Source organism: Paralimibaculum aggregatum, from assembly GCF_030270585.1.
In the GTDB taxonomy this organism is placed as follows: domain Bacteria; phylum Pseudomonadota; class Alphaproteobacteria; order Rhodobacterales; family Rhodobacteraceae; genus Thermohalobaculum; species Thermohalobaculum aggregatum.
The window spans coordinates 38203-52314 of the sequence record NZ_BSYI01000018.1; the positions used below are offsets into that span (position 1 = coordinate 38203).

The window sequence follows — 14112 nt, forward strand, 5'->3', positions numbered from 1 at the left end:
CCCGGAGACGCGGGCGGGGCGCGCGGCGGCGGCCCTGCATGCCCGGCGGGGGATGGTTCCCCGCGGGAGCGCGCCGGAGCCCTGCCCGGCCCGCGGCCGTGCCAGCCGGGCTCAGCCGCTCTTCGGCGTGACCGGCACCCAGATCTCCACCAGACCGGTGCCGGTGCCCGGGTCGAAGCGGTCGTCGTAGCGCTCGAATTCCGGGCCCGCGGCGGCAAATCCCGACCGCGGCAGCCATGTGCCGAAGATCGCGCGGAAGCTGCGGTGGATCTCGGTGACCTGCCCCCGGTGCTCGAAGACCGCGTATCGCGCCGTCGCCAGCCGCGCGGTGGCGAAATCCGGCGGCACCGCGCCCGGATCCGTGACCGCGACCGCGGCCATGTAGCCGAAGCCGCCTTCCCCGTCGAAATCCCGGCAGAGGCCGTAGACCTCGGCGCCGCTGCGGCCGGGGATCTCGTCCACCACCTCGCCGAAACGCTGCCAGAGCGCCGGGATGGTGGCCCGCGTCGCGGCGGTGTAGCGGCCCTCCAGCCCGGCAAGATGGATGGGGCCGGCCTCGACCATGCGCGGCTCGGGAAGGTTGGTGGGGGCGGTGTCGTTCGGCATGGCGATGCGCTCCTGCATGCTGAGGCTTGCGGTGGACCGGGCCGCCCGCACCGCCTCCGGCGGCACGCCGAATTCCTGGCGGAAGGCCCGGGTGAAGGCTTCGTGCGAGCCGTAGCCGTTCTCCAGCGCCACCTCGATGAGGCGCGCGCTGCCGCCGGCCACCATGCGGGCCGCCTCGGCCAGGCGCCGGCCGCGGAGATAGCCCATCACCGGCCGCCCGGTGGCGCGCTGGAAGCTCCGCGCCAGATGGTGGCGCGAGACCCCGGCATCACGGGCGATGTCGGCCAGCGTCAGCGGTCGGCAGCGGTTGGTCTCGATGAACCAGAGGGCGCGGGCGACGATCTGCATGCGGCGGGCATCCGGTGGCTTCGGCTCGATGACGGCAGCGTGCCCGATTCGCCGCGCCGCCGCTTGACCGCGATTGCCCTCTTCCGGCCTTGGGCCCTCAGCCCTCGGCGAGCAGGTGCAGGAGCCGCACGGCAGCGTGGAAATCCGCCTCGCGCCGGGCCGCATGGGCGGCCGCCTCGGCATCCTCGCCCCACTGCTCGATGTTCCAGTCCTCGTCGACCCGGCTGGCATGCCAGGCATCCTGCGCGGCGAGATCGCCGGAGAGCACCGCGAGCCCGATCACCAGCGAGCCCGACAGCGTCACCAGCTCGTGCAGCGCGGTGAGTTCCCAGGGGTCGCGCGCCTCCACCGCCGCGGCGAGACGGGCGAGCGCCTCCGGCGGCTGCGCGACATGCACGATCCCCACGGTTTGCACGAGCCGGGCGCCATGGGCCTCGGCCGCCCAGGCCAGCAGCGGGTCCCAGACGGCGGCCTGCCGCTCGGCGAGCTCGGGCGGATGCGGCGCACGGTAGCAGAGCAGGTCGCTCTCGCCGAAGCCGGCGACGCGGGCGGCGATCGCCGCGCGCTCCGGCACCACCCGGTCGATCGCGACATTGACCGCGCGGGTCACCGGCATGGCGCGCGGATCGACCGTCTCCCCCACCGCCTCCCATTCCGCGGCCATCGCGGCCGCCACGGCGCGGGACGGCACCGCCACGGGAGCCCTGGCCGGCGTGTTGAGCGGGCGGCCGTCGAGCGCGACGCCGAAGCCCGCGCCCTCCGCCTCGACGACGCCGGCAGCCTTCCAGAACCGCTTCATGCCACCCCCCGTTCGCCCCAGAGCGCCTCGAGCGCGCCGTCGAGCCGGTCGAAGCTCTCGAGCACCGCCTCGGCGCCGCCCCGGACCAGACGCTCCGGCCGGTGATAGCCCCAGCCGACGCCGAGTGCCCGGACACCGGCGGCCCGGGCCATCGCCATGTCGTATTCGGTGTCGCCCACCACCACCGCATGCTCGGCCGCGACGCCGGTGGCGGCGAGGCAGTTGAACACCATCGCCGGAGCGGGCTTGGAGGGCGCGTCGTCGGCGGTCTGGGTCGCGAGGAAGCGCCCGGCCAGCCCGTGAGTGCCGAGGATATGGTCGAGCCCGCGGCGCGCCTTGCCGGTGGCGATGCCGAGCAGGTAGCCGGCGGCGTCGAGCCGGTCGATCGCCTCGCGTGCGCCCGGGTAGAACGCGGCCTCGGCCTCGCCGCCTCCGGCGATGCGCTGGGCGTGGTAGCAGTCCTTGTAGTGCTGCACGAGCGCCATGCGGGTCGGCTCCGGCAGCTCCGGCGAGAGCACCGCCATCGCCTCGGGCAGCGAGAGCCCGACGATGCCGAGCACCGCCTCGCGCGGCGGCGCCGGCAGGTCCATCGCCGCGAAGGCGCCCGCCATCGCGGCGGTGATGCTGGTCTGGCTGTCGACCAGGGTACCGTCGACATCGAAGATCACGAGCTTGAGCATGGCGTTCGGAAACCGTTCGTCTGATCCTGCCCGAATGCCGCAACAGTGCCCGCGGCAGGGCGCCGGCCCCCTCATGCCAGAGATCAAACGGCATTGACAGAGCCCCGGGCAGCCCCCACGATTTTTTCAGCCAAGCGGAGGAAGATACCGATGAATGTCAAGCAGATCCTGTCGATGAAGGGCTCCTCGGACGTTGCGACCATCGCGCCGGCCGCACAGCTCAGGGACGCGGCCAAGGTGCTTGGCGAGAAGCGCTACGGCGCGCTCGTGGTGTCGAACGACGGCGCGACCGTCTCGGGCATCATCTCGGAGCGCGACATCGTGCGCGCGCTCGGCCGCGACGGGCCGCAATGCCTCGATGTTCCGGTCTCGGTGCACATGACCGCCAAGGTCGAGACCTGCGCACCGAACGACAGCGTGCTCTCGGTGATGGAGAGCATGACCAACGGCCGCTTCCGCCACATGCCCGTGGTGCAGGAGGGGCGGATGATCGGCATCCTCTCGATCGGCGATGTGGTGAAGGCCCGCATCAAGCAGATGGAGGAGGAGAACATCCAGATGGTGAACATGCTGCACGGCTGAGGCCGGGCCGCCGCTTCGCGCGTCATGCGCGACATTTTCTTGCTTGACCGGGCGCTGCCGGGGTGATCCGTTGCGTCCGGTCGCGGCAAGGGGAGGCAGGCATGCGCGTGGGGCTCTATCCGGGGACGTTCGACCCCGTTACCTTCGGCCATCTCGACGTGATCCGGCGCGCCGCCAAGCTGGTCGACAAGCTGGTGATCGGCGTCGCGATCAACCGCGACAAGGGCCCGCTCTTCACGCTGGAGGAGCGCGTCGCGCTGCTGGAGGCGGAAACCGCGAAGATCTCCGAGGCCACCGGCACGGTGATCGAGGCCCATCCGTTCGAGAACCTGCTGATGCGGTTCGCCGAGGAGGTCGGCGCGCAGGTCATCGTGCGCGGGCTGCGCGCGGTCTCGGACTTCGAGTACGAGTTCCAGATGGTCGGCATGAACCGGGCGCTGAACGACGAGATCGAGATGGTGTTCCTGATGGCCGATGCGCAGCATCAGGCGATCGCCTCGAAGCTGGTGAAGGAGATCGCGCGGATGGGCGGCGATGTCTCCCGTTTCGTCCCGGAGCGCGTGGTCGGCGAGCTGCGCCACAAGCTCCACCGCAAGGCCGGCTGAGCCGCCGCCGGCCGCGCGGCATAGGCCCGCGGCCGGCGCTGCGCGCTTCGTGATGCGCGTTCGGCGTGTGCGCGTTTGACGGCGCGCACGGTCTCGGTTAGGGCTCGCCCGACCCACCCACCGGAGGAACGCAACCATGCTGAAGAAACTCGGCCTCGCCGTCGCCCTCCTCACCCTCAGCCTGACGGAGGCAAGCGCCGTGGATATCAAGGACCCGGAGAACACCCTGGTGATCGAGCTCGAGAGCGGGCCGGTCTATATCGAGATGCTGCCGGATGTTGCGCCCGAGCATGTCGCGCGGATCAAGGAGCTCGCCCGCTCCGGCCAGTACGACAACGTCGCCTTCCACCGCGTGATCGAGGGCTTCATGGCCCAGACCGGCGACGTGCAGTTCGGCGACCTGGAGGACGGCTTCGAGGCGCGCCGCGCCGGCACCGGCGGCTCCGACCTGCCCGACCTGCCGGCCGAATTCTCCAAGGTGCCCTTCGACCGCGGCGCGGTCGGCATGGCGCGCACCCAGGACCCGAACAGCGCCAACAGCCAGTTCTTCATCATGTTCGCCGAGGGCCACTTCCTCAACGGGCAGTACACCGTCTGGGGCCAGGTGATCGACGGCATGGAGCATGTCGACAAGATCAAGCGCGGCGAGCCGGTGCCCGATCCCGACCGCATGGTCAAGGTGACGGTCGCCGCCGACAACTGATCGGCCGAAACGCAGCATATGGCTTCGGCATGGGTCCGGCATGGCAGGGTTTCGCCGTCCGGGTCCTGCCGGGGCCGTGCCGCGCAGGCTGACGCGCCGTTCCACGCCCGGCCCGGAGGACAGCCATGGCCGCGCCCGAGAGCCCCGACGCACCGCCCGCGGGCGGTGCCTCTTCCGCCTCGCCGGTCTCGACCGGGACGGGGACCGATCTCGACGCCTTCGACTTCACGCTGCCGGAGGAGCTGATCGCGCTCCGCCCGGTGCGCCCGCGCCCCGCCTCGCGCCTGCTGCTGGCCGAGGGCGCCGGCCCCGGCGGCCGCCCGCCGCGCGACCTCCACGTGCACGACCTGCCCGCCCTGCTCGCCCCCGGCGACATGCTGGTCTTCAACGACACCCGCGTGATCCCGGCACAGCTCGCCGGCATCCGCCACCGCGCCGGCGCCGCTCCCGGAGAGGGCACCGCCCGCATCGAGGCGACGCTGATCCGGCGCCTGCGCGCGGATGCATGGGCCGCGCTCGCCCGCCCCGCCAAGCGCCTCGCCCCCGGCGACCGGATCGCCTTCGGCAGCCTCGCCGCCACGGTCGAGGCCCGCGCCGGCGCCGAGGCGGTGCTGGTCTTCGACCGCGCCGGCGCCGAGCTCGACGCCGCCATCGCCGCCGAGGGCGCGATGCCGCTGCCGCCCTATATCGCCCGGCGCCGCCCGGCGGATGCGCAGGACCGGGAGGACTACCAGCCGGTGCTCGCGCGCCGCGAGGGCGCGGTCGCCGCCCCCACCGCCTCGCTGCATTTCGACGAGCCGCTGCTGGCCGCGCTCGATGCCGCCGGGATCGGCCGCGCGGTGCTGACGCTGCATGTCGGCCCCGGCACCTTCCTGCCGGTGACCGCGAGCCGCATCGAGGAGCACCGGATGCACGCCGAATGGGGCGAGATCACCCCCGACACGGCGGCGGCGATCAATGCCGCGCGCGCCGCCGGCGGCCGCGTCATCGCCGTCGGCACCACGGTGCTGCGCCTGCTCGAGAGCGCCGCCGACGCGCGCGGCCGCATCCGCCCCTTCATCGGCGAGACCGACATCTTCCTGCATCCCGGCGTGACGATCCGCTCGGTGGACGGGCTGATGACCAATTTCCACCTGCCGCGCTCCACGCTGTTCATGCTGACCGCGGCGCTGATGGGCACCGAGCGGATGCAGGCGATCTATGCTCATGCCATCGCCGCGTGCTACCGCTTCTACTCCTATGGCGACAGTTCGCTGCTGCTGCCGGGGCTTCCGCCGGGGCGTGTCGCGAAGACGTCACCGTAACGGTCTGGTCGCGACACCGATTGGCGCAATTGGGCGGTTTCGACGGCGCCGGCTCTGGCAGGGAGGGGCGCAACCCAACGGAGGCCCAAATGTCGCGCGTCTACTTCAACGCCTCGCCACTGCTGCTCGGCATGTTCCTGCTGATGATCGGCAACGGTCTGCAGGGCACGGCGCTCGGCGTGCGCGGCGGGATCGAGGGCTTCGGCAACCTCGCCATGGGCTTCGTGATGTCGGGCTATTTCCTCGGCTTCCTGTTCGGCGCCCATCTCACGCCCTGGCTGCTGCGGCGGGTCGGCCATGTCCGGGTCTTCGCGGCGATGGCCTCGCTGATGTCGGCGGCGATGGTGCTCTATGCCGCGCTGGTCGACCCGATCGCCTGGCTGCTGATGCGCATCCTCGTCGGCTTCTGCATGTCGAGCTGCTATATCGTCGCCGAGAGCTGGCTGAACGACAGCACCGACAACGCCCATCGGGGCCAGGTGCTCTCGGCCTATCTGATCGTGCAGATGATGGGCATCGTGCTGGCGCAGAGCCTACTCAACCTGGCCGATCCGGCGGGCTACGACCTCTTCGTGCTGATGGCGGTCTCGGTCTCGGTGGCGGTGGTGCCGATCCTGCTCTCGGCGACGCCGGTGCCGGTCTTCGAGACCACCAAGCGGATGTCGCTGGGCGCGCTCTACCGCACCTCGCCGCTCGGCGTAGTCGGCACGGTCGCGCTCGGCGGGGTCTTCGCCTGCCTGTTCGGCATGGGTGCGGTCTACGCCACCGAGATGGGGCTGTCGAACGAGCGGATCTCGATCTTCATCGGCGCGATCTATGTCGGCGGCATGCTGCTGCAATATCCCATCGGCTGGCTGTCGGACCGGATGGAGCGCCGCCTGCTGATCATCTCCTGCACCGCGATCGGCGCCGCTGCCTCGATGGTCGCGCTGATCTCGGGCGGCAACTTCACGGTCCTGGTGGCCGCGGCCTTCGTGATCGGCGGCATGGCTAACCCGCTCTACTCGCTGCTGATCGCACATACCAACGACTTCCTCGAGCATGACGAGATGGCCTCCGCCGCCGGCGGCCTCATCATGCTGAACGGGCTCGGCGCGGTTGGCACCCCGATCCTCGTCGGCTATGTCATGGAGATCGCAGGGCCTGCGAGCTTCATGATCTTCGTCGGCGGCATTCTCGGCGGGATCGCGCTCTACGCGCTCTACCGCAGCACCGTGCGGCCCTCGACGCCGGTCGACGAGACCGTGCCGATCGCGCCGATGGCGATGGTCTCCGGCCCGGTGGCCGGCAGCTATGCGCAGGAGATCGTCGCCGAGCAGGCCGAGGCCGAGGCGCTGGCCCGCGCCGAGGAAGAGGAAGAGGCGGCCGAGCCACGGACGGTGGCGGAGCGCCGCGACGGAGGCTAGACGCATGACCGCACCGCTTTCGCTCGAACTCGCCGCCGAGATCCGCGCGTTCTGGATCGACCGCGTCGGCCCGGCCGGCTGGTACGCCGTGGATGCCGACCTCGACGCGGAAATCCGCGACCGCTTCGCCGGCCCCTGGGAAGTGGCACGGGCCGGCGGCGCGCGCGCCTGGCTGACACTGGCGGAGGACACGCTGGCGCTGCTGATCCTGCTCGACCAGTTCCCGCGGAACATGTTCCGCGGCACGGCACGCGCCTTCGCCTCCGACGGCGCCGCCCGCGCCGCGGCGATCTTCGCCGTCGATCTCGGCCACGACCTCCGCGTGCCGGAGCCCGAGCGGCAGTTCTTCTACCTGCCGCTGATGCACTCGGAATCGCTCACCCATCAGGAGCGCTGCCTACGGCTCGTCCTGATGCGCATGCCGGAAGCGGGCGCCGAGAACCGCATCCACGGCTTCAAGCACCGCGACGTGATCCGCCGCTTCGGGCGCTTCCCGAGCCGCAATGCCGCCCTCGGCCGCCGCGACACCGACGAGGAGCGCGCCTATCGCGCGGCCGGCGGCTACATGGGCTGAGCCGGTTTCGTCACCTCGAAGACGAAGCGCTGCGAGGCGAAGAAATAGCGCCCCGCCGCGTCGAGCGCCGCCAGCTCGGCGGCCCAGGCCTCGATCTCGGCGGTCCGCATGCTCCCCTCGCGGCGCAGATAGCCGGCGATGAAGCCCGCCATCCCCTGGCTGTAGGCGCCCTCCTCGAAACGCAGGTTCAGCAGCGGAAAGGCCGACACGCCCGCCACCGCCAGCCCCGCAGCGCTGAGCCGCGGCGCGAGATGGCGCGGCAGCCGCGGATCGGCGCAATGCCCCTCCCAGAGCTTCAGCGCCCGCGCCATGCGTGCGGGATGATCGGAATGCCAGATCACCGCGTCCCAGTCGGTGGCGATCACGAGGCCGCGCCCGCCCGGGGCCAGCACGCGCGCGAGCTCGCCGCAGAAGGCGTCGATATCCGGCAGGTATTCCGCGACCTGCGTGCTCACCACGACGTCATAGGCGCCGTCAGCCTCGTCGAGCGCCTGCGCGTCGCCGCGGCCATAGGAGAGCCAGGGCACCGTTGCCCGCGCGCTCGCGCGCGCGAGCAGCGTCTCGGAAATGTCGATGCCGCGCACCCGGCCCCCGGACCCCACGACCCCGGCCATCGCCTCGGCGAGAAAGCCCGGGCCGGAGCCGATATCGAGCACCCGCTCGCCCGGTCGGAGCGCCAGGCGCCGCAACGTGTCCGCGCGCTGCGCGACGATATCCGCGCCGGAATAGACCCGCTCGAGCCGCTCCGCCGCCCGTTCGTTGAAATCGAGCCCCTCGGCCACCCTGCCCCCTCCGTGTGCCGCCTCAGCCGTAGAAGAATTCTTCCCGGACGATCTTTCCGTCACGCACCGTGTAGATCGCTATCTCCTTCATCGCGTGCCGCTCCCCGGACTCGCGATTGGTCGCGTCGGCGGTGAAGATCACGCCGAACCGGTCGGGCCCGTGCGGATACGGCCCGTCGGCGGTGCTCTCATGCACCTCCATCGCGGACTCCCACCATGCATGCTTGCCGCGGATCGCCTCGAGGCCCTGCGCCTCGCGGCCCTGCCCCATGTCCATCGCCTCGACCGAGACGGCGTCCTCGGCATAGAGCGCGGCGAGGCCCTCGGCCTCGGTTCCGTTGCGGCAATGGGCGACCAGCGCCTCGCCGATGCGTTTCAGCTCGTCGGTCATGCGATCCTCCCAGATGATGAGAACATTTTTAGAACACATGGATCGATTCGGCAAGCGGCCGGTGCGCGGGAGACCCGTCCCGTCCCTCGACAACCGGGCGATGGAGGCGCAGGATCGGCCGATCCCCGATGACGGGAGGAGCCCATGCGACACGCCGACAGACATCCCCGCAGGCTGCTGGCCGCAGCGCTGGCGGCTGCGCTCGCCGCCTGCAGCGCCCTGCCGCCGCCGGGCCCTGCGCCGGAGGCCCTGCCCTTCGCCGAGACCAGCACCGCCGATCACCTCTCGGGCGCCAGCGAGTAGCGCCGGTGCCCGGGCGGCGCGGCGGTGGAGCAGGCCGAGCCCGCCGAGCCCGGTCAGCAGCAGCACTGCGCCCGCCGGCAGCGGCATATCGGCTGCCGGCTCGCCCTCGACGACGAAGCGCAGGTTCGCGGCCCCGTTCTGCCAGTTCCCGTCAAGCGTGTAGAAGAAGCTCGGCGACCCAATCTCGGCGTTGTTGCTCGGCATGTAGCCGAGTCCGTCGGCTCCGAACGCGCCGTCCGTGCGGTCGGTATCCGCCCCGAAGATCAGCGCGTAGAAGCCCGGGTCCAGCGTGACCGAGAGGGGGTGCTGATATCCCCGCTTGCGCCGGAGGCGAGCGGCAGTTCGAAGCTCTGCCCGAAAAGGGCGATGCCCGGCGCGTCGATATCCATCGGATCGGCGAAGTCCGGCAATGCACCGGCTGACGGAAGCGCGACGATCGCGGCGAACAGGCTGCCGTAAGACCGCCCGACATGCCCCCCGACCGCGGTGACCCGCGTGCGCTCGGAGATCGAGAACCGCGCGCCGAGGTACTGATCGCTCAGGCCTGACCCCGAGTTCTGCCCGGTTGGCCCGAGCGACGCGGTCTCGAGGATCGTCGCGGCCGGCGCGGCCGAGGCCAGCAACAGGGCGGCCGCGGCTGCCGCAGCCAGAGTGGGTCTGAAAGACATCACTGAAGCTCCCCCAAGAGCAATGCAGCGAGCCCAACCGATGGTATCTCTATCGCAACGAAAAAGGGCCCCGCCGAGGCAGGGCCCTTCAAACTCCGCCGGGTCCGGGCTCAGGTCGGCTGCGGTGCCGGCCCGCCCTCGAGCCCGTCATCGCCGCGCTTCGGCTTGCCGGCCTTGGGAATTGCCGCATGGCCGCCGCCGCTCGTCGCCGGCGGCACGCCGCTGTCGTCGGACCGGTCGAGCTTCTCGCCGGCCAGGACGCGCGCGATCTCGTCGCCGGTCAGCGTCTCGTATTCGAGCAGCCCCTGGGCCAGCCGCTCGAGATCGTCGCGCTTCTCGGTGAGGACCTTCTTGGCGGTCTGGTAGCCCTCGTCGACGAGGCGCTTGACCTCCTCGTCGATGATCTTCTGGGTGTTGCCGGAGATCTTGCCGCCGGCCTGGAAGTTGCCGAGATAGCTGTCCTGCTCGTTGGCATAGTCGATCGCGCCGAGCTTCTCCGACATGCCGAACTGCGTGACCATGGCCCGCGCGATGCGGCTGACCTGCTGGATGTCCGAGGCCGCGCCATTGGTCACCTGGTCCTCGCCGAAGACGATCTCCTCGGCCACGCGCCCGCCCATCGCCATGGCGATCTTCGAGGTGAGCTGCTCGCGGGTCTGGGAGAGGTGGTCGCGCTCCGGCAGGCTCAGCACGAGGCCGAGCGCCCGCCCGCGGGGGATGATGGTGGCCTTGTGGATCGGATCGTGGCTCGGCACGTTGAGGCCGACCACCGCATGCCCCGCCTCGTGATAGGCGGTGAGCGTCTTCTCCTTCTCGGTCATGATCATCGAGCGCCGCTCGGGGCCCATCATCACCTTGTCCTTGGCGAGCTCGAAATCCTCCATGGTGACGAGCCGCTTGTCGGCCCGGGCTGCCATCAGCGCCGCCTCGTTGACGAGGTTGGCGAGATCGGCACCCGAGAAGCCCGGCGTGCCGCGCGCGATCACCTTGAGATCGACGTTCGGCGCCAGCGGAACCTTGCGGGCATGCACGGCGAGGATCTTCTCGCGGCCGCCGATATCCGGGTTCGGCACCACCACCTGCCGGTCGAAGCGGCCGGGGCGCAGCAGCGCCGGGTCGAGCACGTCGGGCCGGTTGGTCGCGGCGATCAGGATCACGCCCTCGTTGGCCTCGAAGCCGTCCATCTCCACGAGGAGCTGGTTCAGCGTCTGCTCGCGCTCGTCATTGCCGCCGCCATAGCCGGCGCCGCGATGCCGGCCGACCGCGTCGATCTCGTCGATGAACACGATGCAGGGCGCGTTCTTCTTGGCCTGCTCGAACATGTCGCGCACGCGGGAGGCGCCGACGCCGACGAACATCTCGACGAAATCCGAGCCCGAGATGGTGAAGAACGGCACGCCCGCCTCGCCGGCGATGGCCCGCGCCAGCAGCGTCTTGCCGGTGCCCGGAGGGCCGACCAGCAGCGCGCCCTTCGGGATCTTGCCGCCGAGGCGCGAGTATTTCTGCGGGTCGCGCAGGAACTCGACGATCTCCTCGAGCTCCTCCTTGGCCTCGTCGATACCGGCGACCTCGTCGAAGGTGACCTTGCCGGTCCGCTCGGTCAGCAGCTTGGCCTTGGACTTGCCGAAGCCCATGGCGCCGCGCCCGCCGGACTGCATGCGGTTGAGGAAGTAGATCCAGATGCCGAAGATGATCAGCATCGGCAGCCAGAAGCCGAGCGTCGAGAGGAAGCCGCCCTGCTCCTGCGGCACCGCCTCGAAATCGACGCCGGACTGGCGCAGCTCGCCGGTCACGTCGCTGCCCGGGGGCTGGATCGTGGTCAGCCGCTCGCCGGCCAGCGTCTCGTAGGTGATCTGCTCGCCGTCGATCGTGGCCTTCTTAACCTCGCCCTGGTCCACGGAGTTCAGAAATTCGGAAAAGGATGTGGACCGTCCGCTCCCTGAGCCCGACCCGTCCTGGAACACGCTGAACAGCGTCACCAGGAGCAGGATGAGAATCGCCCAGAAGGCCAGGTTCTTCGCGTTACCCAAGTGTTTTCTCCCGCTGGTGGCAAGATGCACGGCCCGTCGTGTCACCGCCGTGGCCTCAGACTATCATAATTGGTGCAGGCACCGGTTAAGGGCAAGCGCTGCGACGAAAGGGCAGACCCTGGGCGCGGCGGCATCCCTGCGCGAGCAGATCGGCGATCGCGGGCCCGGCTCCGCCATGGTCCGGTGCGGTATACCCCGCCGTCGGCGCGGCGAGAAGGCCCGGCGCGCCCCAGAGCGCCGGCTGCACGCGGCGGAGCGCCACAGGGGCCGCCCGGAAGGGCACGGGCGCGGTCCATTCGCCGGACCGCTCGGCGGCACGGAGCGCGGCGAGGCCCGGCGCGCCGAGCGGGCCGAGCATGGTGCCCGGGGGGCCCGCTGCCTCCGCCCGCCAGCGGCCGTCCCAGACCGCGCCTGAGACGAGCGCCACCGGGGCCGCCGCCGCCGCCGCCTCGCGCCAGATCGTCAGGCTGTCGCCGTCCGCCCGCCAGCAGCAGCCGGCCAGCGTCCCCTCCGCCGGGCCGGGGAGCGCCGTGAGGATGCGCTCGAGCGCCTCCTGGCGCGGGCGATACGCGGCTCCGCCGATGCCGCAGAGGCTGTCCGCCAGCACGCGGAAGGCGGTGTCGGCCCGGGCCGCGGCGAGCCTTGCGCCGTCATGCACCACCTCGCCGAGCGGGCCGAGCCGGCGCGCCTCGAGCGCCAGCGCCGCCGCGGCATCCTCCAGCACCAGCCGCTGCTCGCCGAGCCGCGCCGCCGTGGCCGCCAGCCCCTCCGCCCCGATCCCCAGCGGTGCCAGCAGGGCCAGCGCCTGCCGCGCGCGCACCCGCTCGAAACGCGGGTCGTCGTTGGAGGGATCCTCCGCCCAGCCGATGCCGCGGGCACGCAGCAGGTCGCGCAGCGCCTCGCGCCGGAGCCCGAGGCACGGCCGCAGCCAGCGCGTGCCGGCGACCTCTGCCGCCGGGGCCAGCGCCGCCAGCCCGTCGAGCCCGGAGCCGCGGGCAAGGCGCAGGAGCAGCGTCTCCGCCCGATCCTCCAGGGTATGGCCGGTGAGCACCGCGGCAAGCCCCTCGCGCGCCGCCCAGGCCCCGAGGAGCCGTTGCCGCGCCGCCCGCGCCGCCGCCTGCAGATTGCCGCGGCCGGGGGCATCGTCCCATCTGAGCACGGTGTGGGAAATGCCGAGCGTGGCCGCCAGCCGCCCGGCAGCGGCGGCCTCGGCACCGCTTTCCGGGCGCAGCCCGTGATCCACCGTGGCGGCGGCGAGGCGATGGCCGGAGCCCCTCGCCCAGTCCGCCGCCAGCACCGTCAGCGCCGCCGAATCGCCGCCGCCCGAGAGCGCGATGCCGAGCCCGGCCGGCGCCGGCGGCGCGAGCCGGTCCATCGTCGCGGAGAAGGCCCGGGCCGTCGCGGCCGGATCAGCCGCAGGTGCGGGCGACCCGGCCGCGGTCATCGCCGGTCAGGACCCGCAGGCGAGGCTGTCGCGCTCCGCATCCGCGGCATTGATCATCTCCCGGTCGTTCGGGAACTGGTTGCGCACCTCGCGCAGTGTCAGGCAGGCCTCGGAGACCTGCCCGAGCCGGCCGAGCGTGACGCCGAGCTGCAGCAGGTTGCGGGCGGCCAGCGGCCCCTGCCGGTCGGTGTTGTAGCCCGCGAGATGGCGCCGCGCTGCCTCGGCGAAGCTGCCGCGCACGAAGTTGCTCCGCCCGAGCCAGAACTGCGCCTCCGCCGCCTCCGCGCGGCCGGGGTTCTCGGCGAGATAGCGCTCGAGCCGCCCCTCGCCCTGGTCGAAGCGGCCCTGCTGGATATCGGCGATCGCGAGGTCGAGATCGGTGCGCCCGCCGCCGCCGGCGCCGGTCCGCGGCGCCGGGGCCACGGGCACGGGCGCCGGCGCCGGGGCCGCCGCCTGGCGCTGCCCGCCGAGCGGCTGCGGCGGCGCCAGGCTGCCGACATCGCCGCCCTCGAGCTCGGTCAGGCGGAAATCGATGTCGCCGAAGCGCCGCCCGGCATCCTCGGCGATCTGGCGCTGCTGGAACTCGAGCTGCTCGACGATGCCGGTGAGCCGGCCCAGCTCCGCCTCCAGCCGGTCGAGCCGCACCAGCGCCTCGCCGCCGCCGGCACTGCCGCCGCCGCCGGTACGCGGGGCCGGGGCGCCGCCGTCGAGCGCCTGGAGCCGCGCCCGGATATCGGCCATCTCGGCGTCGAGAATGCCGAGCCGGTAGCGCAGATCCTGCACCGTGTCGCCGCTGCCGGTCCATTGCTGGGCGCCGGCGGGCAGAGCCGCCAGCATCCCGATCACGACCAGACCTGCGGCGCGTGCGAAAACCCCGGCCCCCATGG

At 71.9% G+C, this 14112-nt stretch carries 15 protein-coding genes; 6 read left to right on the top strand and 9 right to left on the bottom strand.

Annotation, left to right across the window (positions count from 1 at the left end; translation table 11 throughout):
- Nucleotides 1-111: 111 nt before the first annotated feature.
- From QSJ97_RS12575 to QSJ97_RS12585, 3 genes are all read right to left on the bottom strand, one after another.
- A complete protein-coding gene (locus QSJ97_RS12575) occupies nt 112-954 on the bottom strand; it encodes an AraC family transcriptional regulator (RefSeq protein ID WP_285672122.1) in 843 nt (280 codons plus the stop codon).
- A 97-nt stretch (nt 955-1051) separates the two neighbouring features.
- The gene (locus QSJ97_RS12580; protein ID WP_285672123.1) at nt 1052-1753 is read right to left on the bottom strand and encodes an ATP12 family chaperone protein; all 702 of its coding nucleotides are present in this window, start codon (nt 1751-1753) and stop codon (nt 1052-1054) included.
- The gene (locus QSJ97_RS12585) at nt 1750-2433 is read right to left on the bottom strand and encodes an HAD-IA family hydrolase (protein ID WP_285672124.1); all 684 of its coding nucleotides are present in this window, start codon (nt 2431-2433) and stop codon (nt 1750-1752) included. The genes QSJ97_RS12580 and QSJ97_RS12585 overlap by 4 nt, the downstream gene beginning before the upstream one ends.
- Before the next feature lie 150 nt (nt 2434-2583).
- On the opposite strand from QSJ97_RS12585, the gene QSJ97_RS12590 reads away from it, so the two are divergent.
- The 6 genes from QSJ97_RS12590 to QSJ97_RS12615 all read left to right on the top strand — a co-directional run bounded on the left by QSJ97_RS12590 (nt 2584) and on the right by QSJ97_RS12615 (nt 7607).
- The gene (locus QSJ97_RS12590) at nt 2584-3015 is read left to right on the top strand and encodes a CBS domain-containing protein (protein ID WP_285672125.1); all 432 of its coding nucleotides are present in this window, start codon (nt 2584-2586) and stop codon (nt 3013-3015) included.
- Between the two features lie 101 nt (nt 3016-3116).
- Nucleotides 3117-3620 carry a pantetheine-phosphate adenylyltransferase gene (gene coaD / locus QSJ97_RS12595; RefSeq protein WP_285672126.1) on the top strand — a complete coding sequence of 168 codons (504 nt, stop codon included), beginning with the start codon at nt 3117-3119 and terminating at the stop codon, nt 3618-3620.
- Between the two features lie 136 nt (nt 3621-3756).
- Complete coding sequence (locus QSJ97_RS12600) at nt 3757-4323, top strand: peptidylprolyl isomerase (RefSeq protein WP_285672127.1); 567 nt, start codon at nt 3757-3759, stop codon at nt 4321-4323.
- A gap of 125 nt (nt 4324-4448) precedes the next feature.
- Entirely contained in the window at nt 4449-5627 is a 1179-nt protein-coding gene (queA, locus tag QSJ97_RS12605) for a tRNA preQ1(34) S-adenosylmethionine ribosyltransferase-isomerase QueA (protein ID WP_285672128.1), read from the top strand.
- 89 nt (nt 5628-5716) lie between these two features.
- A complete protein-coding gene (locus QSJ97_RS12610) occupies nt 5717-7033 on the top strand; it encodes an MFS transporter (RefSeq protein ID WP_285672129.1) in 1317 nt (438 codons plus the stop codon).
- A gap of 4 nt (nt 7034-7037) precedes the next feature.
- Nucleotides 7038-7607 carry a DUF924 family protein gene (locus QSJ97_RS12615; protein ID WP_285672130.1) on the top strand — a complete coding sequence of 190 codons (570 nt, stop codon included), beginning with the start codon at nt 7038-7040 and terminating at the stop codon, nt 7605-7607.
- On the opposite strand, the gene QSJ97_RS12620 is transcribed toward QSJ97_RS12615, so the two are convergent.
- The 6 genes from QSJ97_RS12620 to QSJ97_RS12645 all read right to left on the bottom strand — a co-directional run bounded on the left by QSJ97_RS12620 (nt 7595) and on the right by QSJ97_RS12645 (nt 14110).
- Nucleotides 7595-8389 carry a methyltransferase domain-containing protein gene (locus QSJ97_RS12620; protein WP_285672131.1) on the bottom strand — a complete coding sequence of 265 codons (795 nt, stop codon included), beginning with the start codon at nt 8387-8389 and terminating at the stop codon, nt 7595-7597. The two genes, QSJ97_RS12615 and QSJ97_RS12620, sit on opposite strands and share 13 nt — an antisense overlap.
- Nucleotides 8390-8411: 22 nt before the next feature.
- Nucleotides 8412-9287 (bottom strand): SnoaL-like domain-containing protein, encoded by an 876-nt coding sequence (locus QSJ97_RS25005; RefSeq protein WP_352231085.1) that lies wholly within the window; start codon nt 9285-9287, stop codon nt 8412-8414.
- A gap of 59 nt (nt 9288-9346) precedes the next feature.
- On the bottom strand, nt 9347-9751 hold the full coding sequence (locus tag QSJ97_RS12630) for a hypothetical protein (RefSeq protein ID WP_285672132.1): 405 nt from the start codon (nt 9749-9751) through the stop codon (nt 9347-9349).
- Nucleotides 9752-9861: 110 nt separating this feature from the next.
- Complete coding sequence (gene ftsH / locus QSJ97_RS12635) at nt 9862-11781, bottom strand: ATP-dependent zinc metalloprotease FtsH (protein ID WP_285672133.1); 1920 nt, start codon at nt 11779-11781, stop codon at nt 9862-9864.
- Between the two features lie 85 nt (nt 11782-11866).
- On the bottom strand, nt 11867-13156 hold the full coding sequence (tilS, locus tag QSJ97_RS12640) for a tRNA lysidine(34) synthetase TilS (RefSeq protein ID WP_285672134.1): 1290 nt from the start codon (nt 13154-13156) through the stop codon (nt 11867-11869).
- A 75-nt stretch (nt 13157-13231) separates the two neighbouring features.
- The gene (locus QSJ97_RS12645; protein WP_285672135.1) at nt 13232-14110 is read right to left on the bottom strand and encodes a tetratricopeptide repeat protein; all 879 of its coding nucleotides are present in this window, start codon (nt 14108-14110) and stop codon (nt 13232-13234) included.
- Nucleotides 14111-14112: the final 2 nt, after the last annotated feature.